We start from the raw sequence: 24202 nt of genomic DNA, 5'->3' as shown, positions 1-24202 counted from the left end.
CCGTTTGCTGAATACGTCTTATATTTGGGCAAATTTTTGAGCATAAAAAATCATTATATATGGCAATTTGGGGATAGATCTGGGCGGAACAAAAATAGAAGGCGTCATATTATCCTCACTGGATGATACCACACCTATTGTACGACAAAGGATAGCTACTGAGGGAGAAAAGGGTTACGATCATATACTTTCTAGAATCGCTCAGGTACTGGACCTTTTAAAATCCGCCTCTGGACTCAAACCAGAACGTATTGGCATTTGCACACCAGGTGTACTGGATCCTGGCACCCAGACCATGAAAAACTGTAATTCCACTGCACTCAACGGTCGGCCTATGTTGGCAGATCTTGAGGCGAGACTAGGTCTTCCGGTCGTAATGGCCAATGATGCCAATTGTTTTGCCTTGGCAGAAACCCACCTGGGAGCCATAAAACAGCAGGCCCCTAAAGCCAGGACCGTTTTTGGGATTATTATGGGCACAGGCGTTGGTGGTGGCATTGTGGTTGACGGAAAAATCATTGAAGGTCGCCATGGGATCGGTGGAGAGTGGGGGCATAATTTTTGGACAGCACTGGAGGTCCCTGCTATTGCGGGAAGACCGGTTGCGTGGAAACTGTTATCGCAGGTCCTTCTCTGGAAAGATTCTATCTGGAGCAATCCGGCACTAAAAAACTCCTTAAGCAAATTGTTATGGAGGCTAAAACGGATCCCTATGCAAAAGCCACCGTGGATAGATTACACGAACAGTTTGGCCGGGCCTTATCAGTCGTCATCAATATTTTAGATCCTGATGCCATTGTAATAGGTGGGGGCGTAGGCAATATTGACAGTCTGTACACCAAGGGCCGGGAAAGGCTTGCCCATTATATATTTAATGACAAGGTAGAAGTCCCCATCTTAAAACCCATGTTGGGAGACAGCGCCGGTGTATTTGGTGCAGCCGCGCTGGTAGGCTAATCACAATCAAAAATGCATTTAATTCCCCCTGCAAGTGGTACTAAAGCCATCAAGGATGAACAATAATTATCAATAATAATAATCAATTTTATATATAATATACATGTTGCATATAGATCATTTAATAGAAGAGGCCTTAAGAGAGGACATCGGCACGGGCGACCATTCCACGCTCAGTTGTATTCCCAAAGAAGCTAAAGGGAAGGCCCTTTTAAAAATCAAACAAGACGGCGTGCTGGCAGGCATGGAAGTGGCGGAGATCATTTTTCGTAAAATGGAAAAGGACTGCAAGTTCTTCCCTTTTAAAAAAGACGGGGACAAAATGGCCCATGGAGAAATCGCCTTTGAGGTAAGTGCACATGTGCATACCATACTTAGCGCAGAAAGACTCGTATTAAATTGCATGCAACGCATGAGTGGCATTGCCACACTAACCAAGGCTTACGCAGATAAACTGCAAGGTTATCATACCCGAATCCTGGACACCCGTAAAACAACGCCTAATTTCCGGATACTGGAAAAAGAAGCAGTGCGTATTGGCGGTGGCATTAATCACCGTTTCGGGCTCTATGATATGATTATGCTAAAAGACAATCATATTGATTATGCCGGCGGCATAAAGCAGGCCATTACCCGTGCCCATGAATACGTGGTCAGAACAGGTTTACCCATTAAAATCGAAGTAGAGACCAGATCATTGGAAGATGTAAAAAAAGTAATCGCCATCGGTGAAGGGAAGGTTTTCAGGATTATGTTAGATAACTTTACACCTGAAGAGCTCACAGAGGCGCTCGCCTTAATCGATCACCGCTTTGAATCAGAGGCCAGTGGCGGTATTAATTTAGAAACGGTCACCCAGTATGCAAAGACGGGCGTGGATTACGTCAGCGTAGGCGGTTTGATTCACCAGGCCAAAAGTCTGGATCTAAGCCTAAAAGCAGAAATAGAAAAATAAGTAAAAGCTCCAACCGTTTTATACGTAAAAGCAAATAGGATGGCTAAGAATAAAAAAGTAATACCAGGTAGTGGTGGTTATGTATATAGCACGGACCCTGATTTTAAGATACAATCTTCTGAAGAGAAAATAGATACCCCTTCTGCCGCTCAGCAAAAGCTCCGTATCTGGCTGGAAACCAAAAACAGGGGCGGCAAAGCCGCCACCGTTATTAAAGGCTTCAGTGGCAGCGAAGATGATTTAAAAGAACTGGGCAAAAAGCTAAAAACCTTTACAGGTACCGGCGGCAGCGTTAAAGATCAGGAGATCATCATTCAGGGTGATCAAAGAGAAAAGGTACTCGGCTGGTTATTAAAAGCAGGCTATTCAGGTACTAAAATTGCAGGTAAGTAAACAGAAAATTACGATAGGTAATAGCTCAATAACAGCTTAATATTCAACCATGAAACTCAATCATCTGATCGATCACAGCGTTTTATCACCTACGACACTGCTTCGTGACGTAGAAAAATGCTGTCAAGAGGCAATAGATTACGGCTTTGCGGCTGTTTGTATTCCACCCCCTTTTGTTAAAATAGCAAAAACGCTTTTAAAGGATAGCCCGGTTAAGGTAGCTACCGTCATCGGATTTCCATTTGGCTATAGCGCCATTGAAGCAAAACTGGCAGAGGCAGTGCTGGCCATGGTAGACGGCGCCGATGAACTGGACGTTGTCATCAATTTAATTGCCTTGAAAAATAAGGACTGGCCCTATCTGGCCAGTGAACTGAATCATTTGGCGCCCGTCATCAAAAAAGAAAATAATACCTTAAAAATTATTATAGAAAGCGGTATATTAACCGACGAAGAGATTATTAAATGCTGCCAGTTGTATGGCGCCGCAGAAATTGATTATCTGAAGACCTCCACCGGTTATGCAGAGAAAGGCGCTAGTCTGCACGCGGTGCAGCTCTTTAAAGCCAATCTTCCGACTGGCACAGGCATTAAAGCATCTGGTGGCATCCGGGATCATGCATTTGCCAAGTCGCTGGTGCAGGCAGGCGCCACCAGGCTCGGTTGCAGTGCCAGTGTGGCCATTGTAACGGATCCAAATAATCAAGTGAGCAATTAACCAGGCGCACATTAAAAAAAACAGCAAGGCAAGCACCATTAAATAAAGCACATGCTAAAAACAAAGATAGAACAACTCGCGAAGGCTTATCACAGTGAGTTTATAGATATACGCAGACACTTACATGCCCACCCTGAGCTCAGTTATCAGGAATTTGAGACCTCTAAATTTATTCAGGATAAGTTAAAGGCTTTCAATATTCATTATCAGGTAATGGCTGAGACGGGCGTAATCGGGCTAATTGAGGGCAAAAACCCCAATAGTCGCGTTATTGCCCTTAGAGCAGATATGGATGCATTGCCTATACTAGAGGCCAATCAGGTGCCTTACGCTTCCCAAAATAAAGGGATCATGCATGGTTGCGGGCATGATGTCCATACCACCTGTCTTTTAGGCGCTGCCCGTATTTTGCAGGAGACCAAAGACCAGTGGGAGGGAACGGTAAAACTAATTTTTCAACCAGGGGAAGAACGTAACCCAGGAGGTGCCAGCCTCTTGATAAAAGAAGGTGTACTTAAAAACCCGGAAGTACAAGGCATTATCGGTCTGCATGTTCATCCCGGGCTGCCAGCAGGCAAACTTAGCTTTAGAAGCGGCCGGGTGATGGCCAGCGCCGATGAACTCTATTTTACCATTAAATCTGAAGGCGGTCATGCGGCTGCGCCGCATCTGACAGCCGACACCATCTTAATTGCGTCGCAATTAATTGTCAGTCTGCAACAACTTATCAGCAGAAACTGCGATCCATTTTCTCCTTCCGTTTTATCCATCTGCAGCTTCCAGGGAGGCCACACCACCAATGTCATTCCCAGTGAAGTGCACCTAAAGGGGACGTTTAGGGCCATGGATGAGACCTGGCGCTATAAAGCACATGAACTGATTAAAAAATTAGCGATCGGCCTGGTGACTTCCATGGGTGCTACGGTAGATGTACATATCGATGTCGGTTATCCCTCGGTCAATAATCAGGCAGCTTTAACCAATACCTGCAGGACTCTCGCCGAAGAACTGATTGGTAAAGACCTGGTGGAAGAAACAGAGCTTAGAATGGGCGCCGAGGATTTTGGTCATTACACCCAAATGATTCCCGGTTGTTTTTACCGCTTAGGCGTACGTAATGAAGCCAAAGGCATCACACATAATGTGCATACGCCGCTTTTTGACGCCGATGAATCGGCCATCAAAACAGGCATGGCCATGATGGCCTGGTTGGGTTCACAGGCCAGTGTTTGATAAAACTCTGAAGGCCAAAGAGAAACAAATTGATAAAATCTATTCTTTTTTTTTGGTTATTTGAGGCTTTTTATACCTTCGTATCTACAATCATATAATCTAATTATGTCAGATGCTAAGAAACAGGACGCCTTACTCTATCATAGTAAGGGCCGTCCGGGAAAAATTGAAGTCATTCCAACCAAAGAAGCCAAAACGCAAAGAGACCTTTCATTAGCCTATAGCCCTGGTGTGGCTGAACCCTGTATGGAGATTCATGCCAATGCGGAAGATGCCTATAAGTATACCGCCAAAGGCAACCTGGTGGCCGTTATCAGCAACGGGACCGCTGTACTGGGTCTGGGTAATATTGGTGCCCTGGCCGGTAAACCGGTCATGGAGGGTAAAGGGGTCTTATTCAAAATCTTTGCGGACATTGATGTATTTGATATTGAGATCAATGAAACCGATCCCGAGAAATTTGTACAGATTGTAAAATCACTGGAGCCCACTTTTGGCGGGATTAATTTGGAAGACATCAAAGCGCCGGAATGCTTTTATATTGAGCAGCATTTAAAAGAACAGCTCAGCATCCCGGTGATGCATGATGATCAGCATGGGACAGCCATTATCAGTGGAGCCGCCTTGCTCAATGCACTGGAAATACAACAAAAAAACATTGCTGACACTAAATTTGTGATTTCAGGGGCCGGCGCTGCCGCCGTTGCCTGCGTACAGATATATGTAGCGCTGGGTGCCAAACATGAAAATTTTTCCATATTTGACATCGACGGGATATTACACAAAGGGCGCACGGACCTGGGTGATATCCGGGCTAAGTTTGCGGTTGACGACTCGAATCTGACGCTTGCAGCCGCCATGCAAGGCGCCGACGTATTTATTGGCCTAAGCGCGCCCAATGTATTAAAACCAGAAATGGTGGCAACGATGAACAGCAACCCCATTGTCTTTGCCATGGCCAACCCAACGCCGGAGATTTCCTATGAAGCAGCCAAAGCCGTGCGTGATGATATTATTATGGCAACCGGCAGAAGCGATTATCCCAACCAGGTCAATAATGTTCTGGGATTTCCCTATATATTTAGAGGAGCGCTTGACGTGCGCGCAACCCAGATCAATGAAGCCATGAAACTTGCCGCCGTTAAAGCGTTGGCGGAACTGGCCAAAACACCGGTACCAGACATTGTTACCATGGCCTATGGGCAGAAAAACATCATTTTTGGGCCGGATTATATTATTCCAAAACCACTGGATCCCAGACTGCTGGCCTCGGTTTCACCGGCTGTTGCCAAGGCAGCCATTGAAAGTGGCGTAGCTAAAAGTCCGATCACGGACTGGGAAGCCTATCGTGTTGAACTCAATAAAAGACTCGGGCTGGATAACCAGGTGATCCGTGCCATTGGTGGCCAGGTACGTCGTAATCCTAAAAGAATCGTCTTTGCAGAAGCAGATAACCAGAAAATCCTTAAATCAGCCTCCATCGCCTATGAGGACGGCATTTGCTATCCAATCCTGCTAGGCGAAAGAACTAAGATTGAATCCATCGCCAAGGCCAATGGGATTAATATCGAAGAGTTTCCTATTGTGGATTCCAGGGATCCCGAACTAGAAAGTACCCGGCAAAAATATGCCGCCGCATTTTTTGCCAAAAGACAGCGCAAAGGCATTAATGACTACGAGAGCAAAAAACTCATGCGGGACCGCAATTACTTTGGCTGCATGATGGTAGAAATGGGCGACGCAGACGCAATGATTTCTGGGTTAACCAAAAATTATGCGGATGCCATCCGGCCGGCGCTGCAAACCATCGGTGTGGAAAATGGCGTGAAAAAAATCGCCGGTATGTATCTGCTGCTCACCAAAAAAGGACCGCTGTTCTTAGCAGATACCACCATTAATTTTAATCCCACTGCAGAGCAGCTGGCTGATATCACCTTAATGGTGGCCAAAGAGATCGGCAACTTTAATATCACGCCACATATCGCGATGCTCAGTTACAGTAATTTTGGCAGCAATCCCTCCGATGAGGCTAAACTTGTGGCGCAGGCTACAAAGATTGTTCAACAGAAAAATCCTGAACTGGTGGTCGACGGAGAAATGCAAGCCTGGCTTCCTTTTAATAAAGAGGTTTTAAAGGAAAATTACGGTTTCAGTGCCCTGGTGGACAAAGATGTCAATACCCTTATTTTCCCGAACCTAACCGCAGGTAACGTGGCCTATAACCTGCTCAAAGAAGTAGGCGGGGCTGAACTGATCGGTCCGATCCTTTTGGGTCTCAATAAACCAGTGCATGTATTACAACTGGGTAGTTCTGTACGCAATATTGTCAATATGGCCAATATCGCCGTGCTGGATGCGCAGCTGAAGTGCGCTTCGCACTCCAATCAGGCACTGCTGGATTCCAGCTACTGGACCAAACTCAAAACAAAAATGGGACTGATCAAATAGGTCAAATAGACTGGTATGTTTTATAAAAAAGTGTGCAGTTGGTTATAAACTGCACACTTTTTTTCCCGTAAAAGAGGAAAAAATTATCATTTAGATAAAACAAGATTAATCCATTTTTTATAATGATAGTCGTTATGCATTCTCACTTTATTGTCTTTATCTAAAATATCTGACAATCTATTAAAATTGTCATATTTATATTTTTTGACAGCTCCTTTTTCATCAGTTTCCGTAGCTAGGCCTACCAGGGGCAAATAGGTGAAGGTCTTAACGAACACATCAGTTTTGTTTTGCAGTTGTGTACGGAGTTGGCTTAAATACGTGGCAATATCGTCATCTGTTTTATCGTAAATGGCAGCAGTATCTATCAAAAGATTTATCTCATTAAAGGAGACTCCTTTAATTTGTGCGACCGGATATTGCCCTTTGTAGCCCCAGATTAAAGTCGTAGGAGTACCAGCTACGGTGTATTGCAACAGATTATTATTTCCATCATATAAATCATATGTTGCATTTGTTGTTTCTGGGTGAATATTGCCATAACGTTCAGAAATAGAGGCTAGTAAATAGGAATTTGGTCTATTCCCGGCAATAAAATGTTTACTAATTGAGTGTTCATAATGACCTGTCACGTCTCCCTTTAAATCAGAAGTATTAACAACTTCGGCGACTCTATTGTCATTAACCATTTGGGCATAGACAACATTAGAAGCACTATAATCAAATGGATAATAATATACAGTTGAATAAGAAGCGCCTTTCGAATCCTGATAGACATTTCGGCGCATCAATCGGTATTGTGATTCGTAAATATTGGTTTCTTTCATTCTAAGCGAATCATTTAGTGAATAATTATAAACAATGGTGCTATCCGGTAGGGTTTCTACATCAAATACAGGATACCAGACTAAAAGGTTATGAGGATTAATTATATAATGTGAACATTGACTACCAGTAGAGCTATTTACATCTACCAAAGCAGGATATCCTCCAACCATAACACTGTAATAGATAGGCGAGCTGTGATTAGAATAGTAATTGAGCGTCCTTTTTGTTAAAACTTGATTACTATCTCTTATATCTTCTTTGGCAATGGAACCACTTTCGGGCTCTTCTGGAGATTTAAAAGATGGGACAGAGAATATGACTGCACTTCCACTTGTAATGCCAGCGTTAACTAAGATATCTTGACTATTATTAAAATAGGTATCCACAGCACCTATATTATTTCCTACGTTATCCAGATTATATTGAATGACTTCTGAATATCCAACCCCAGCGTGGCTACCCATTGGATTTGAGGATAAAAATTGGGAGCCATTTATTACAGTCTGGTCATAAGTGTATAACATATATTTGCCATCAACTATTTCTCCAGTTTTTAATACAGACAACTGTTCATCGCGAAAAAATGATTTAGGCGAGTTATTGATTCCACCAAAATAATTATAAGTGGTCCTTTTTGAAGGGCTTGTTGATCCACTAGCATAAAAATCTATAGATTTTGTACGCAGCCCTTCACCTTTAGTTGTAACATTATTTAGGGAGTCTATATCAGGAGCAAAATAATTAGTAAAGGTATTCAACTCATAGGTAAATTTAGTTTTCCCACCAGTGGGATAAGTAATGGAGATCAGTATACCTGCTTGTGTATTCACCACATCCGCTCCATGGTTATTATGACTATCGCCAAGAGAACTTTTTGATGGGAACCTAACGGGATTAGGAATCAGCGTAATATTGGTTAACGCTCCATTATAAAATCCCCAAAAATCAGTGGCACAGCTATTTTTATGGGGTAATTTCACCGGGTTATAGTCAAACTGGTACCAGTTGGAGTCATTTTGCTTTATTTGATCCAGCTGCATTCTAAGATATGAAAATCTACCAGTATCATTATAATAGGCTCCATTAGATATTACATGATCTTTTACCGTGCTGGAGTTGATATAACTATACTCAAAACTAAATCGGTCAACGATATGTTGGTTTTGATTAATGATAGTTAGACTATCTAGGCGCACACCTCCATTAACATCCAGCCTAGGCGAGGCATGAAATGTCACAGTGGCAAACTTAGATTTGATTTCTGTTAAATGACATTCTGGTTCTCTGAATGTAGTTATAGTGGTTAGCGGGTTTATCGTATCAACTCCTATATTACAAGAGAAAAGCATACCTGTGCTGGAACCAGAAACATAACCAGTAAATGTGGTATAGCTGATACCATGAGAAGAAGCACTTTTTTGAACTACAGCGGATTGACTATTTTGGGGGAAAGATCTATAAAGACTGTCCGATTGTGCATAATGAAAGCTAATCGTATCTTTATTTAATGATACAATTTTAGTGACCATCCATTTTTTACTTGTAGGCTTTATATAGGTTGGAGGAATTGTACATCCATTTTTATCGGAATTATCTGTATATACAGGAGTGTATTGGCCAAATACAAACGTTTGTCCCGTGGGGATCGTGATAGTAAATGCATTTTGTTGAAATTCAATCTTATAGCCTTTTTTATTAAGAGATACAAAATTATCCGTAACAACATCATAGATAAAATTAATAGAGTTGCCCAGGAAATTGGCTTTAAAAATATCATGTTCTGAATCAAAATACTCGTGTGTTTCAAAAAAATATTGGTAATGATTATTCATGCTGCCGTTATAAGGCATATAATACCTGAGTGTGGTAGCCGCTCCATAAGCCGCAATGGGTGTTTGTGGAGTATAAGTCGGCGTTGTGGCAGGCATATAAGTTCCGCACGCATCATGGTTATAACTGTACAAAACAGAAAAAGGTCCATGTATAAAGTCTGGTTGCATCCATAAAGGATTTGCACTAGTCCCTTTGGAATTTTGGGCTGCAAGATAATAAACATCCGCTAAGTCATCTTTGTCCATGACAGTTTGAACAATTTGACCTAAAGGCAAGTTCCATCCAAGACCGACCCAGCTGGCTTCTTCATTCACTTTTATGCCGCCTGTGTGATAATTGACGGTAATAGGTATAGTTAAATCCCCTTGCTCAATGGTATATAACGGAACGGTAACATCAGCGACACCGGTATATTTACCAATGGGCAAATCCTCATATTTGGTGAATTGATAGGTAGTAGGAGAGACGGGAAGCAATTTATCTTCTACCGTTTGAGACAGTTGTGCCCTAGATGATGAAGTTAATAATAATGACAAAATAATAAGAACGTATAAGCGAATAAAATGACCTCTCATAATGTCTTACGTTTTAATGAATAAACACCGCTGATTGCTAATTTGACTTAAAAGTACAAACAATAAATAAAAATCTTTAAAATGTGTAATTATTTAATTAAATTGCAAATAGCTTTAGAGATTAGTTGCGCCTTCTTATTTATTACATGTTGACTAAAATGTAGATTATGAGGATAACCTTACTATTATTGCTATTGTCAGTATTTTATAGTTCAGCCCTAAATGCGCAGGTAAGCATTAGAACAAGCGCCGAAAAAGTGCTAAAAGACCGGTCTTCAACAGCCCTAGAAGTGTATAGAGAAGGCGTAAAATATTTAAAGAATGGGCCTACAGACTATGAAAAGGCCTTTTTGTCTTTTAAGACGGCAGCTAATATGGGAGATGATCAGGCCTGCTTCGCAACGGCGTACTGTTTATTCAAAGGAATTGGATGTAACCAACAATACGAACAGGCGGTGCGATTATTTAGAGAAGGGGCACTCAAAGGAAGGGATAATTCCATGTATTTTCTGGGTTTGGCCTTTAAAAACAATTATGGGATCCAAAGAAATGAAGACTCGGCTAAATATTGGTTGGGGCGGGCAGCAGCATTGGGCTATAAACAAGCTATTGAGGAGTTGAAAACGACTGAAGCAGAAAATGCCAATAATATAGCAGCAATCCTGATGGAGAAAATTAACCGCGCAAAATCTCCAAAGCTTGCTACCTTAAACGAATTTAAAAGGGTAGAGGGAGGCATCCCATCTAAAAGCTTGATTGCCGGAACATATCAAGGATATACGCTACATTATGATTGGAGTGGAATGTATTTAATCAGCAGTACGCCATTAAAATTAGTTTTACAGGATTTTCCTGCGGGAGCTACGGACTCCATCAGTGGCACCTGGACAGACAAAACGGCCTCTCCAATACAGCTGTCTGGTCTCTTGACAGGGGACTCCGTATTATTTGAGCATACCTTCTACAAAGTAATAGATCACTATAGTTGGGGTAAGCCCATCAATTATGAGTTTAAATCTGCAATACTAAGCCTGACCCAGTCTGGAGATAGTGTATATCTGTCAGGCATGCTGTCATTATTTTCTCCAGATAGAAACGAGCCCAGCAAACCTACACTCATTGCCCTTGTAAGAAAAAACGCTATTGCAAAAAGCTTACGCGATAGCCTTGACCACCAAGAATCTGATGGGACTTCTAGCTTAAGTAAGGTTATTAGCAGTGTGCGGGTTTACCCAAATCCTTTCAGCACAGTATTTACTGCAGAGTTTGTATTGAAAGAGGATGCCACTGTACAACTGGTGCTTTATAATATGGTAGGAGATCGGGTATTTAAGAAGGACAAGACACCGCTTAAAGCTGGAAAATATGCCATTTTAATAAGTCCAGGTAGATTAACTTCTGGAATGTATATACTAAAATTGCTGTTAGAGGACGGTCGAAGTGTTGACCTAAAGGTGATTAGAAGATAACCACAGTCAACTGGCAATCGACTGAACAGCTAGCTATTTTATTGGCTAATATGTTTTGTAAATCATTAATAACAGATAATCACAACAACCTTAAACTAATTCAAAATATTATTTCATGCTTAGCAATATTAAATCCAGAACACTGTTTCTTAGTTTATGCCTGGCACTCCTTTGTTTTAGTCTTAGTAAAGAGGCAATCTCTCAGTGTACCTATAGCAATTATAGCCTTGCACCCTCTGGTAATGTCTGCGGCACTACGACTACGATAACGATGTCTGGTTCCCAATCGGGCGTTAACTATCAGTTAAAAAATACTTCTGGTAATCTGGGAAGCGTTGTTGCCGGCACTGGTAGCGCTATTAGCTGGAGTAATGTCAGTTTGGCTAGTGGTGGAGCCAGTTATGCAGTGGCAGCCACTAAAAGTGGTTGTTCTGGTATCGTTATAGTGGCCACCACGTATATTACTCCCTCCTCACCAGTTACTTCAAGTGATGTAGTGATTACTGCCAGTGATGCAGTGCTTTATCAAAATGACTCCATCGTTTTTACGGTAGGTAAAGCTTCTGGATCTAGAGCTGTATTTACCGGCTATCAGCTCTATGATGGTCCACCCATCGGAATCCAGAGCTCCAGCAATACCTTTGTTGTTAAATCTATGCCTGCACACAGCTATTCTATTTTGGTAAGTTCCAGCTGTGGCTCCGCTATGGTCTCCTGCCCGACCTTTGTTGAAGGCGGAATAAGACCTGCAGATACTAGCTCGCCTACGGTATTGAGCAATCAAAACTATATTGCCACCTGGACAACAACAGCACCCATTACAGACCCCGATTTACTCATTACCCGCCCTCTTTCAGACGTAAAGCTCTCTGTTCAGTATTTTGACGGCCTGGGCAGACCCATACAAACGGTTTTAAAACAAGGTTCGCTAGTAACAGCTACCAATACCAGCGCAGACCTGATTACCTCCACACTCTATGACAGTATGGGTAGACAGAACAGTACCCTGTTGCCCTACGCTGCCACTGACGCTGCTGATGGCCACTTCCGCCCTGATGCTGAAGCTGACCAGATAAGCTGGTATAACGGCAGTAGCACCATCTCAAAGCCTGGGCAGGGGGTAAATGCAAGAACCCTTACCTTATTTGAACCTTCTCCTTTAAACAGAGTACAAGAGACCTTTGCACCAGGTGATAGCTGGCTGGGCTCAGCCGGCGAACCTGCTGAAGCCAATCGCCACTCTGTCAAACAAAAATACTGGATCAATACCGCTACAGATGCGGTTAGAGTCTGGGATGTCAGCTATGTAACAACACCAGGTTCTGGTTTTGGCACTTATACCCTTAACCCCCTTGACACTTACCCAACAGGCAGTCTTTATAAGAATGTTACGGTAGACGAGCGAAACAGACAGGTGATTGAGTTTAAGGATAAAGAAGGGCATACTATCCTTAAAAAGGTGCAATTATCCGCTACGGCCGATAACGGCAGTGGCAGCCCGCATGCGGGCTGGCTATGCACTTATTATCTTTATGATGATTTTGGCAATTTACGCTGCGTTATCCAGCCAGAAGGGGTAAGACTATTGGAAGCGAACGCCTGGAACCTTACGAACACCGTAGGGCAAAATATCCTAAAAGAACAGTGCTTCCGCTATGAGTATGACGGCAGAAACCGTATGATTATAAAACAGGTCCCTGGTGCGGGACCTGTCTATATGGTCTATGATAACAGAGACAGGCTGGTAATGACACAAGACGCTCTAATGAGAGTAAGCCATAAATGGTTGACTACCCATTATGATAACCTGAACCGGGCTGATACCACCTGGATATACAGCAGCTCCACAGCACTCACCAGTATCCTTGCCGCAGCAGCAGATACCAGTATATACCCATATACAGCACCTACTGCTTCTACGATACTAACAGAGACCCATTATGACGACTACACAAAACTGCCTGCTGGGCTAAGTAGCAGCTATTTAGCTACCTGGAACAGCTATTTTGTTCCTGCCAGTACCACCAGCTTCCCCTTTGCAGAGACGCCTACGCAGAATAGCACGATTACCACCAAGGGCCTGGTGACCTGGACCAGGGTAAAGGTCCTGGACAGCACCCTTACCCTGGCAGCAGTGAACATCTATGACGATAAGGGGAGGCTAATCCAGACCCAGAGCCAGAATATTACGGGTGGCGTAGACGTCAGCACCAACCAGTACAGCTGGGCTGGCTGGCCACTGGTCACCGTTCAGAAGCAAGAAGAGAAAAAGGGCAGTACCACCCAAACTACCGTTGTAGTGACCAAAATGACCTATGATGACCTAGGTAGAGTCGTAAAGACCGAGATGAAGCAAAGCAACAGCCATGTTAAATCAGGAGCCATGCCTGCTGCCTATGCGACCATCAGTGAAGTAGGCTATGATGCACTGGGACAGGTTAGAGAAAAGAAAATCGGAAAAAGAAGATCTAGCACCGTCGTTAGCGGTGAAAACAGCTATACCGCCACGCCGCTGGAGACTCAGGACTATGATTATAATATCAGAGGCTGGCTGCTGGGCGTAAACAGAGCGTATGTCAGGCAAAACAGCACTACGGATAGCCTAAATACAGCTACCACTACAGGCATAATCAGTGGTGAGATGTTTACAGAAAGCTCCTCTGACTTACAGACAGTTACATTCCCCGACTCGCATTATTTTGGTTTTGATTTAGGCTATGACCAAAAGCAAAATGACAGAATCAATGGCATCCCCTATGACACTGCTAGGTATGATGGTAATATTACTGGTATGACCTGGAAGGGAGCTAATGATAAAAAGATCCGTAAATATGATTTTGGCTATGACAAAACAGGCCGGCTGACCGTTGCCCATTTTGGGCAGTTTACCAGCTCCGTTTTCAGTAACGAGCTGGTAAAATATGATGTAACTGGCTTAACCTATGACAACAATGGCAATATTCTAACTATGAACCAGTACGGGTTAAAATCCACTGGCAATTCTGCTATTATCGATCAGCTGAGTTATCATTATAAGCCCCAGAGTAATAAACTGCAGTATGTCGTTGACGCAGCCAACGACCAAAACAGCACACTGGGGGATTTTAAATATCCCAGTGTTACTAAGACCAGTGCTACCATCGACTATATATATGATGGAAATGGGAATATGGTCAGCGATCAGAACAAAAATATCTCTCAAATCAGCTACAATATCTTAAATTTACCCAGTCAAATTTGGGTACCCGGCAAAGGGGTTATCAGGTATTACTATGATGCTACAGGCAATAAACTACAGAAACGCACCTTAGATAATACCGTTAGCCTCACTACACCTTCAATCACCACTTATATAGGGGGAGCCGTTTATCTAAATGACACATTACAGTTCTTTGGCACACCGGAGGGCAGGGTAAGGTCTAACGCTGACAGTACTGGCTGGCTCTATGATTATTTTCTAAAAGATCACCTGGGTAATACCCGGATGATGATTACGGATGATTATAATGTAGCAAGCCCCATACTTGAAGCTTATAGTTACTATCCGTTCGGACTGCAGCAAAAGGGAATAGGGCTCACACAAGCAGGCACTCTACACAACTTTAAAAATACCTTTCAAAAGCAGGAGCTCAATGAGGATTTGGGCGTGGATCTATATGAGTTCAAATACCGCATGGATGATCCCCAGATTGGGAGGTTTTTGAAAATTGATCCACTAGCGGACAAATATGAATATAATTCTACTTATGCGTTTAGTGCAAACAAGGTAACAGGTCATGTTGAACTGGAAGGCCTTGAACCATATGCAGCATATCGAGTCGAACAGGATTTAAGAGATGTCGAAAGTGGAAAAGTTACAACAGAACAACTCGATAAAAGATTAAATATTAGAGCCAATTCGGACTTAGTTGCCGTGGGGCTTGGTCTTGTATTAGCAGGGGCAGCAGAAGAATTGGGCGCTGGAACAGTAGGGAAGATAATAAGATCCTTTGTTTCCAAAGGTAAGGGGGAAACCGATAATGAAGCTTTAACCGAAATTGAAACTTCACCATCGTTGTCATCTAATAAATCTGTAAGAAGTTCTAATAGATTACAACCAGACAAAGAGAATGCTGATGGAGATCATACCACTTTTATAAGAGATGCAAATGATGATATATTTAAATATCAGGAGTGGAAAAAGAATGACAAAAATCCAAATAAATTTGATGCTGGAAAGCGATTCGATGGAGGGGATTTTGATGGCAAGCCAGGCGCCTTGCATTATAACAATAAAACTCAGAAAGATATTCCGACCCCCATATTAATGAAAAAAAGATTCCCGGGAAGGTACGCCCCGCGAGACTGGATGAAATTCCAAATAATAAACGTTTCAAATTTGAAAAATAAGAAAAATGGAAATAATAAAATGGCTCGAGGATTGGTATAAACTTCAATGTGATGGAGATTGGGAGCATGACCATGTCATAAATATTGAGACTCTTGATAATCCAGGGTGGATTGTAAAAATAAATTTGAAGGATACTGAATTAGAAAATCTTGAACTAATGGTAGACGATACGGAGCGAAGTGAGGAGGATTGGTTTCATTATAGAATAAAAGATAGTGAATATTTTGCAGCTGGCGATCCTAATAAGCTCTTGTTTTTGTTAGAAAAATTTAAGGAAATTGCTGAGATGCATAGTAAAAAAAATAACCAATTTGATGATGGGAACTGATTCGATGATGGAACAAAAGACGGACAACATGGGAAGGCCCATAATGATAAAGAAACTCCTGTCATTTACAATGTTGACAACCTGACATATGATAATAATGGCAATATATTAACGATTAATCAGCATGCGTTAAAACCTACCGATACATCAGGTCTAATAGATCAGCTGAGCTACCATTATATGGCCCAAAGCAATAAGCTGTTATATGTCGCCCATCAGACCAATGACGCAAATAGCACCTTGGGAGACTTCAAATACGATCTCAATATAACTAAAACAGAAAATACGAAAGATTATACATATGACGGTAATGGTAATATGATCAGCGATCAGAACAAAAATATCTCTCAAATCAGTTATAATAATTTAAATTTACCTAGTCAAATTTGGGAACCCGGCAAAGGGGTTATCAGGTATTACTTTGATGCTACAGGCAATAAACTACAGAAACGCACCTTAGATAATACTATTAGCCTCACTACTCCTTCAATCACCACTTATATAGGGTGAGCCGTTTATCTAAATGACACATTACAGTAAATATGTAAGAAAAGCATGGATCAAGTTGCCGCAGTAATCGCGAGATTCTGCATAACATTATATTGTGATCATCGCTAAGGTCACCCATTATTCAAAAATTAAAACTTTGAACCATGCCTGTATCAAAATTAAGCCATTCCAGAGACTTTACCGGTGAAAACTTCTACATCGGCCTGGACGTACACAAAAAAAGCTGGAGCGTTACAGTCAGAACTTCAAATCTTGAAGTAGGACATTTTAACCAGGCCCCAGATCCGAAAGCATTGCATTCTTATCTTACTAAGAAATTTCCATCTGGCACCTATTATAGCGCTTATGAGGCTGGTTTCAGCGAAACCTCCTCTCATATAGCCCTTTGCAAGTTGGGTATTCAGAATATTATAGTTCATGCCAGTGATATTCCTAATACAGACAAGGAGAAGAAAAATAAAACCGATGTCCATGAAAGCCGTTCTATCGCTAAATACCTTGAGAAAGGGCTTCTGAAGCCAATACACGTTTTAACAGAACAGGCAACAAGAGCTAAGAGGGTATTTCAGGCTACGTGAATCTCAAGTGGGTGACCAAACTAGGGCAAATCACCGGCTTAAAAGTTATTTGGACTTTATTGGTATACGCCTGCCTAAGGATATGGTCGTTGTTGGGAAATTCACCAACAAACAACTATTGTGGATTGAAAAGCAACAATTGTCTACTTCGGCTGGGCAATCGAGTTTACTGCGGTAAATTACCAACTACAGAGAGCAGAGGGAAAGGGTGACTGAGGTAACAAAATCCTTAAGGACCTTTATAATAGAGAAATTCCCCGATGCATACAATAATTTATTGACAATACCTGGAATTGGTTCAACCACAGCAATAGCATTAATAGCTGAGATTGGTAATTTTAATAGGTTTGAAACGCCTTGTGAGTATTGTTCTTACTTGGGAATGATCCCCTGGGACCACAGTAGTGGAGACAGTACCAGAACATTTGGCGTACAACCACGCTGTAATAAGCATTTACGGCCGCTGTTAGTAGAAGCTGCTTGGATAGCAATACGCAAAGATGCTGGCTTGTTATTATATTATAAGAAACACGCAGCAAAAAACAACAAGCACGCAATTATGAAAGTCGCCAGAAAGTTGGCTTTAATTGCCAAGGGAGTGGTCACAAACAATAAGCCTTATGACCCAGATTATTTACAATCCCGTGCAGAAATTCAACAACAGCAGAAGCCAAAGCCGTAATTCGGTTTTTTTAGGCATAAACTGAAAGAATGATAATGGTAAGGCCAGTTCAATAAATCATCAAACTGGCCCCATTCTATCAGGTCAGGCTATCTCTTCACCGGTTGCACCGCTGCAGAGCCGGGGTCCGTTTTACCTGACAAATAAAACTACAAATAATAAAACAAATAATAGAAGTGATTTTCAGGCTAAATGCAAGAACCCTTACCTTATTTGAACTTTCTCATTTAAACAGAGTACAAGAGACCTTTGCACCAGGTGATAGCTGGCTGGGCTCAGCCAGCGAACCTGCTGAAGCCAGTCGCCACTCTGTCAAACAAAAATACTGGATCAATACCGCTACAGATGCGGTTAGAATCTGGGATGTCAGCTATGTAACTACACCCGGTTCCGGTTTTGGCACCTATACTCTTAACCCCCTTGGCACTTACCCTGCAGGCAGTCTTTATAAGAATGTTACGGTAGACGAGCAAAACAGACAGGTGATTGAGTTTAAGGATAAAGAAGGGCATACTATCCTTAAAAAGGTGCAATTATCCGCTACGGCCGATAACGGCAGTGGCAGCCCGCATGCGGGCTGGCTATGCACTTATTATCTGTATGATGATTTTGGCAATTTACGCTGCGTTATCCAGCCAGAAGGAGTAAGACTATTGGAAGCGAACGCCTGGAACCTTACGAACACCGTAGGGCAAAATATCCTAAAAGAACAGTGCTTCCGCTATGAGTATGACGGCAGAAACCGTATGATTATAAAACAGGTCCCTGGTGCGGGACCTGTCTATATGGTCTATGATAACAGAGACAGGCTGGTAATGACACAAGACGCTCTAATGAGAGTAAGCCATAAATGGTTGACTACCCATTATGATAACCTGAACCGGGCTGATACCACCTGGATATACAGCAGCTCCACAGCACTCACCAGTATCCTTGCCGCAGCAGCAGATACTAGTAAATACCCATATACAGCACCTACTGCTTCTACGATACTAACAGAGACCCATTATGACGACTACACAAAACTGCCTGCTGGGCTAAGTAGCAGCTATTTAGCTACCTGGAACAGCTATTTTGTTCCTGCCAGTACCACCAGCTTCCCCTTTGCAGAGACGCCTACGCAGAATAGCACGATTACCACCAAGGGCCTGGTGACCTGGACCAGGGTAAAGGTCCTGGACAGCACCCTTACCCTGGCAGCAGTGAACATCTATGACGATAAGGGGAGGCTAATCCAGACCCAGAGCCAGAATATTACGGGTGGCGTAGACGTCAGCACCAACCAGTACAGCTGGGCTGGCTGGCCACTGGTCACCGTTCAGAAGCAAGAAGAGAAAAAGGGCAGTACCACCCAAACTACCGTTGTAGTGACCAAAATGACCTATGATGACCTAGGTAGAGTCGTAAAGACCGAGATGAAGCAAAGCAACAGCCATGTTAAATCAGGAGCCATGCCTGCTGCCTATGCGACCATCAGTGAAGTAGGCTATGATGCACTGGGACAGGTTAGAGAAAAGAAAATCGGAAAAAGAAGATCTAGCACCGTCGTTAGCGGTGAAAACAGCTATACCGCCACGCCGCTGGAGACTCAGGACTATGATTATAATATCAGAGGCTGGCTGCTGGGCGTAAACAGAGCGTATGTCAGGCAAAACAGCACTACGGATAGCCTAAATACAGCTACCACTACAGGCATAATCAGTGGTGAGATGTTTACAGAAAGCTCCTCTGACTTACAGACAGTTACATTCCCCGACTCGCATTATTTTGGTTTTGATTTAGGCTATGACCAAAAGCAAAATGACAGAATCAATGGCATCCCCTATGACACTGCTAGGTATGATGGTAATATTACTGGTATGACCTGGAAGGGAGCTAATGATAAAAAGATCCGTAAATATGATTTTGGCTATGACAAAACAGGCCGGCTGACCGTTGCCCATTTTGGGCAGTTTACCAGCTCCGTTTTCAGTAACGAGCTGGTAAAATATGATGTAACTGGCTTAACCTATGACAACAATGGCAATATTCTAACTATGAACCAGTACGGGTTAAAATCCACTGGCAATTCTGCTATTATCGATCAGCTGAGTTATCATTATAAGCCCCAGAGTAATAAACTGCAGTATGTCGTTGACGCAGCCAACGACCAAAACAGCACACTGGGGGATTTTAAATATCCCAGTGTTACTAAGACCAGTGCTACCATCGACTATATATATGATGGAAATGGGAATATGGTCAGCGATCAGAACAAAAATATCTCTCAAATCAGCTACAATATCTTAAATTTACCCAGTCAAATTTGGGTACCCGGCAAAGGGGTTATCAGGTATTACTATGATGCTGCGGGCAATAAACTACAGAAACGCACCTTAGATAATACCGTTAGCCTCACTACACCTTCAATCACCACTTATATAGGGGGAGCCGTTTATCTAAATGACACATTACAGTTCTTTGGCACACCTGAAGGTAGGGTAAGGTCTAACGCAGACAATACTGGTTGGCTCTATGATTACTTCTTAAAGGATCACCTGGGTAATATCCGGATGATGATTACGGATGATTATAATGTAAGTAGCCCCATACTGGAGGCTTATAGTTATTATCCGTTTGGACTGCAGATGGCTGGCATATCCCTGCAACAAACAGGCAACTTGCAAAACAAATATCTTTACAACGGCAAAGAACTTCAAGAAGACTTAGGATTAAACCAATACGACTACGGCGCACGTTTTTACGATGCGCAAATAGGAAGATGGCATATATTAGATAAGTTGTCTGATAAATACCCAAACAGCAGCCCATATACTTATGTCTTAGATAGACCAACGATTGCAATAGACCCTGACGGGCAAAGAATAATTTTTGTAAATGGATATTTAGGATTTGGTTCTCCAACAGGTGGACCAACATATTGGAATGGTGCAAATGGTGCATTCGTTAATGGCGCAAAGGCATTTTTCAATGACTATAGTACCCCGTATTTTACAAACGTAGAATATAGCGCATTATCAAGTGCCGCAGATAGGCACGAAGATGGTTATGCCTATGCACGAGACCACTATTATGAATTAACGGAAGGCATGGACGTATATGGTGATGATAACACATTTGAGGTAGTAACTCATAGTATGGGTGCTTCATTTGGCGAAGGCATGATAGATTATCTTAAAATGATGGGTTGGAAAGTAAAAGAGAGTGTTCATCTAAACGCATTTCAAGCAGCAGACATTAAAGCAAACACTAATGTAAATAACAAGCCAGGTACGGATACGCCTGACCCTAATGGAGCAGGGACATTTGTTATAGATTATCAAAACACAAACGACCCCGTAATAAATAATTGGTTTAGGTCAAGTCCAGGAGATATAAAGAATGCAAAAAAAATCAGAGAACAAAGCCCCAATTCTCTAAGTACCAGACATAGAACACCTATTGATAATGATAACTTTTGGAATGAACTAAATGGGTTGATTAATCAAAAAGTTAATAATCGACAAATATCTAATATTCTAACTAATTGGTTACAGCAGAATCCCAATATACAAGTTACAATTCAACAATAAAAATCTTTGAAAATGAAATCTGTAATAAATTTTATAGCAATTATTGCAAGTCTTTATAGCTTATACTATCAATTCATATTCTTTATTTTTAATAATCTCACAAGAAGTTCAAAGACAAATTATTCATCTTCTTTTTTCATAGATGGCTTGCCTGAAATAATAACAATTATAATATGCTTGCTGTTTCTTATTATAAATATCAAGGCTCTTTTTAAACATATTAAGTCTAAGTAAATTAAAGTAGTTTGAAATAACGAACAAAGCCGCAGTGATTCGGATTTTGTTATTTTAAAGAGCTAGGAGCTTAGCGGATTTAATCAGTCCGTCAAGAGCTTGAGAACATTGAAGGGGCAACGAATATTCGGGAAAACCAACAACAAGTAGATAAGGATGGAATAAAGGTAGGTAGAAATAGACCAGATATCCAATATGATAAAAACGGAGTGCATCATAATGAAGAATATGATCATAAGGAGTCAAGTAGCAAAAAACACGAAAAGACAATCCGGAAAAATGATCCTAATTCAAACATAAAGACGACCATCTTAACCGGCGTATGAACTGATGTCAACTTCTTCCTTTATCGCACACAATGCAATTATGTCATTGATTGTGTAAGACTTCGACCACCCTTCAATTTATTAGCAATTTGCCCAACAATCTTTTCTGCATGCACCCTTGAGTTTTCAATAAACCATTTATGGGTGTTAAGCCCGCCACAGACAACGCCTGCCAGATATAAACCCGGCACATTGGTTTCCATGCTATCCGGATTATGATCGGGTAAGCATGCATTTTGCCGGTCTATTTGAATCCCAAATCTTTGCAGCATATCAAAATCAGGCCTAAAACCTGTCATAGCCAGTACATAATCGTTGGGTAGGGTTATTATCTTTCCCAATTTATCTTTGATCACGACTTCCTTTTCTTTGATTTCCAGGAGCTCAGATTCAAAATAAGCTTTGATACTTCCTTCCGCTATCCGGTTTTCAATATCAGGTTTTACCCAGTATTTCACCCGCTTGCCTATTTCATTTCCCCGAATAAGCATGGTTACATCACCGCCCTTACGCCAGATTTCCAGGGCAGCATCCACCGCTGAATTATTAGCCCCCACAACCAAAGTTTTCTCCATTACATAAGGATGGGCCTCTTTGTAATAGTGATGCACTTTAGGCAAATCTTCTCCCGCAATATCCATATATATGGGTACATCATAAAATCCGGTAGCAATGATCACTTTTTTGGCAGTATAACTACCTTTAGAGGTATTTACCACAAACAGACCTTCATTTATCTGATCTACTTCATTTTCTTTATTTCCCTTTTCGCCCTTTTTGCCTTTATCTTCCGTTTCCTTTTTGATATTATCCACCGTTTCATAAAGGTGAATCTGAAGATCAAAATACTGCGTAACCTGCCGGTAATATTCCAAGGCTTCCTGCCGTCCTGGCTTAGGCGCCAGGCACATAAATGGTAGCCCGCCAATCTCCAGGCGATCTGCCGTAGAGAAAAAGGTCATAAAAATAGGGTAGTTGAACAGGGAATTCACCAGGGCGCCTTTTTCAATAATCAGGTAATCCAACCCGGCTTTTTTAGCCTCAATACCGCAGGTCAGCCCAATAGGACCTGCCCCAACAATTAAAATATCTAATGGTTTCACTTGTCTGTTTTTTTAATAAGTCCAAGCCAGTCAGCAAATAAGCTGCTAATACATGCGCCAACCTTAAGAACTCAGTTTGCTGTTTGCTGTTTTCTGTATTAGCCGCCAGTATACACCAACTGGCATTTAGCATCTGTCCAGCATACATTCCTCTTAGAGTAATACAGCCGCCAGAATATAATCCGCAATCAATATCGTAATACAACTTGTGACCACCGCTTTGGTACTGGCTCTGCCGATCTCCAGAGACCCGCCTCTGACATGGTATCCGTAATAGGCAGAGATACTGCTAATTAGAAAGGCAAAGGTATAAGCCTTGATCATCGCAAATACGACATTAAAAGTACTAAAGCCCATGCGCAGTCCCCTGTCAAAAATACTGGGAGAAATAATGCCGGAAAAATCACCCGCTACCCGGCCACCCCAGATACCCACAATACAGGAAATCAAAATCAGCATCGGCATCATAATAAAAGAAGCCGCAATTTTAGGAAAGACCAGATAGGAATAAGGATTGATTCCCATAATCTCCAAGGCATCAATTTGCTCAGAGACCCTCATATTGCCCAGTTCTGAAGCTACCTTACTGCCAATCACACCCGCCAGTACGATGCTAAGTACGGTAGGAGAGAGCTCAAGCAAGATACTATCACGCACGATTTGGGCAATGGTGGTCAGCGGTATGAGCGGACTGACCAGCTGATAGGCCGTCTGAACCGTAGTAACCGCCCCTAAGAATATAGAGACAATTAACACAATCGGCAATGCTCCGAACCCGATCTCATAGCACTGGCCGATAAACTCCTTCCAGTACATTTTGACATTCTCAGGCCTGGTAAACATGCTTTTAAGCATGATCAGATATTTGCCGAACTCCGTTAAAAAAGTTGAAAACATATAAGATTGTTTCGCTTGCAATTTACAGATATAAATACAAAAAAGCATTGGATGTCAAGTTATTCTTATTGGAAGTTTATAATTTGCAATTGATTAGAATCTTTGAATAGAATAGGGCGTTTCATGTTAACTGGGTGTATTTATTTTTAACATTTAAATTTTCAATAAAATTA

Annotated in this window: 15 protein-coding genes and 1 pseudogene; 13 read left to right on the top strand and 3 right to left on the bottom strand. The window is 42.0% G+C overall.

Annotation, left to right across the window (positions count from 1 at the left end; translation table 11 throughout):
- Positions 1 to 67 precede the first annotated feature (67 nt).
- The 6 genes and pseudogenes from FSB73_RS27725 to FSB73_RS17330 all read left to right on the top strand — a co-directional run bounded on the left by FSB73_RS27725 (position 68) and on the right by FSB73_RS17330 (position 6704).
- Positions 68 to 957 (top strand): annotated as a pseudogene (locus tag FSB73_RS27725) (ROK family protein).
- A gap of 103 nt (positions 958 to 1060) precedes the next feature.
- Positions 1061 to 1912 carry a carboxylating nicotinate-nucleotide diphosphorylase gene (gene nadC / locus FSB73_RS17350; protein ID WP_146785067.1) on the top strand — a complete coding sequence of 284 codons (852 nt, stop codon included), beginning with the start codon at positions 1061 to 1063 and terminating at the stop codon, positions 1910 to 1912.
- 39 nt (positions 1913 to 1951) lie between these two features.
- Positions 1952 to 2305 (top strand): translation initiation factor, encoded by a 354-nt coding sequence (locus FSB73_RS17345; RefSeq protein WP_146785064.1) that lies wholly within the window; start codon positions 1952 to 1954, stop codon positions 2303 to 2305.
- A 49-nt stretch (positions 2306 to 2354) separates the two neighbouring features.
- The gene (deoC, locus tag FSB73_RS17340) at positions 2355 to 3023 is read left to right on the top strand and encodes a deoxyribose-phosphate aldolase (RefSeq protein WP_146785061.1); all 669 of its coding nucleotides are present in this window, start codon (positions 2355 to 2357) and stop codon (positions 3021 to 3023) included.
- Between the two features lie 51 nt (positions 3024 to 3074).
- Positions 3075 to 4256, top strand: coding sequence for a M20 metallopeptidase family protein (locus tag FSB73_RS17335; RefSeq protein WP_146785058.1), 1182 nt, complete (start codon positions 3075 to 3077; stop codon positions 4254 to 4256).
- Between the two features lie 105 nt (positions 4257 to 4361).
- Positions 4362 to 6704 (top strand): NADP-dependent malic enzyme, encoded by a 2343-nt coding sequence (locus FSB73_RS17330; protein WP_146785055.1) that lies wholly within the window; start codon positions 4362 to 4364, stop codon positions 6702 to 6704.
- Between the two features lie 86 nt (positions 6705 to 6790).
- On the opposite strand, the gene FSB73_RS17325 is transcribed toward FSB73_RS17330, so the two are convergent.
- Positions 6791 to 9940: a hypothetical protein gene (locus FSB73_RS17325; RefSeq protein ID WP_146785052.1), complete on the bottom strand. Its 3150-nt coding sequence runs from the start codon at positions 9938 to 9940 to the stop codon at positions 6791 to 6793.
- Positions 9941 to 10107: 167 nt separating this feature from the next.
- Between FSB73_RS17325 and FSB73_RS17320 the strand changes: the two genes are divergently transcribed.
- The 7 genes from FSB73_RS17320 to FSB73_RS17290 all read left to right on the top strand — a co-directional run bounded on the left by FSB73_RS17320 (position 10108) and on the right by FSB73_RS17290 (position 21469).
- Positions 10108 to 11409, top strand: a complete 1302-nt coding sequence (locus FSB73_RS17320; RefSeq protein WP_146785049.1) for a T9SS type A sorting domain-containing protein — start codon at positions 10108 to 10110, stop codon at positions 11407 to 11409.
- 115 nt (positions 11410 to 11524) lie between these two features.
- Entirely contained in the window at positions 11525 to 15838 is a 4314-nt protein-coding gene (locus FSB73_RS17315) for a DUF6443 domain-containing protein (RefSeq protein WP_146785046.1), read from the top strand.
- A complete protein-coding gene (locus tag FSB73_RS17310; RefSeq protein ID WP_146785043.1) occupies positions 15804 to 16127 on the top strand; it encodes an immunity 53 family protein in 324 nt (107 codons plus the stop codon). The genes FSB73_RS17315 and FSB73_RS17310 overlap by 35 nt, the downstream gene beginning before the upstream one ends.
- A gap of 180 nt (positions 16128 to 16307) precedes the next feature.
- Positions 16308 to 16637, top strand: coding sequence for a hypothetical protein (locus FSB73_RS17305; protein WP_146785040.1), 330 nt, complete (start codon positions 16308 to 16310; stop codon positions 16635 to 16637).
- A 143-nt stretch (positions 16638 to 16780) separates the two neighbouring features.
- Positions 16781 to 17215 (top strand): hypothetical protein, encoded by a 435-nt coding sequence (locus FSB73_RS17300; RefSeq protein ID WP_146785037.1) that lies wholly within the window; start codon positions 16781 to 16783, stop codon positions 17213 to 17215.
- A 208-nt stretch (positions 17216 to 17423) separates the two neighbouring features.
- Positions 17424 to 17897 (top strand): transposase, encoded by a 474-nt coding sequence (locus FSB73_RS17295; RefSeq protein WP_158639590.1) that lies wholly within the window; start codon positions 17424 to 17426, stop codon positions 17895 to 17897.
- Positions 17898 to 18073: 176 nt separating this feature from the next.
- On the top strand, positions 18074 to 21469 hold the full coding sequence (locus FSB73_RS17290; protein WP_146785031.1) for an RHS repeat-associated core domain-containing protein: 3396 nt from the start codon (positions 18074 to 18076) through the stop codon (positions 21467 to 21469).
- A gap of 598 nt (positions 21470 to 22067) precedes the next feature.
- On the opposite strand, the gene FSB73_RS17285 is transcribed toward FSB73_RS17290, so the two are convergent.
- Both FSB73_RS17285 and FSB73_RS17280 read right to left on the bottom strand, forming a co-directional pair.
- A complete protein-coding gene (locus tag FSB73_RS17285; RefSeq protein WP_146785029.1) occupies positions 22068 to 23132 on the bottom strand; it encodes a YpdA family putative bacillithiol disulfide reductase in 1065 nt (354 codons plus the stop codon).
- 153 nt (positions 23133 to 23285) lie between these two features.
- Entirely contained in the window at positions 23286 to 24029 is a 744-nt protein-coding gene (locus FSB73_RS17280; protein WP_192904073.1) for an MlaE family ABC transporter permease, read from the bottom strand.
- Between the last annotated feature and the right edge of the window lie 173 nt (positions 24030 to 24202).

The organism is Arachidicoccus ginsenosidivorans, assembly GCF_007971385.1.
Taxonomy (GTDB): domain Bacteria; phylum Bacteroidota; class Bacteroidia; order Chitinophagales; family Chitinophagaceae; genus Arachidicoccus; species Arachidicoccus ginsenosidivorans.
Note: the sequence above shows the minus strand (reverse complement) of the source record. Positions and strands in the feature narration are given on the sequence as shown.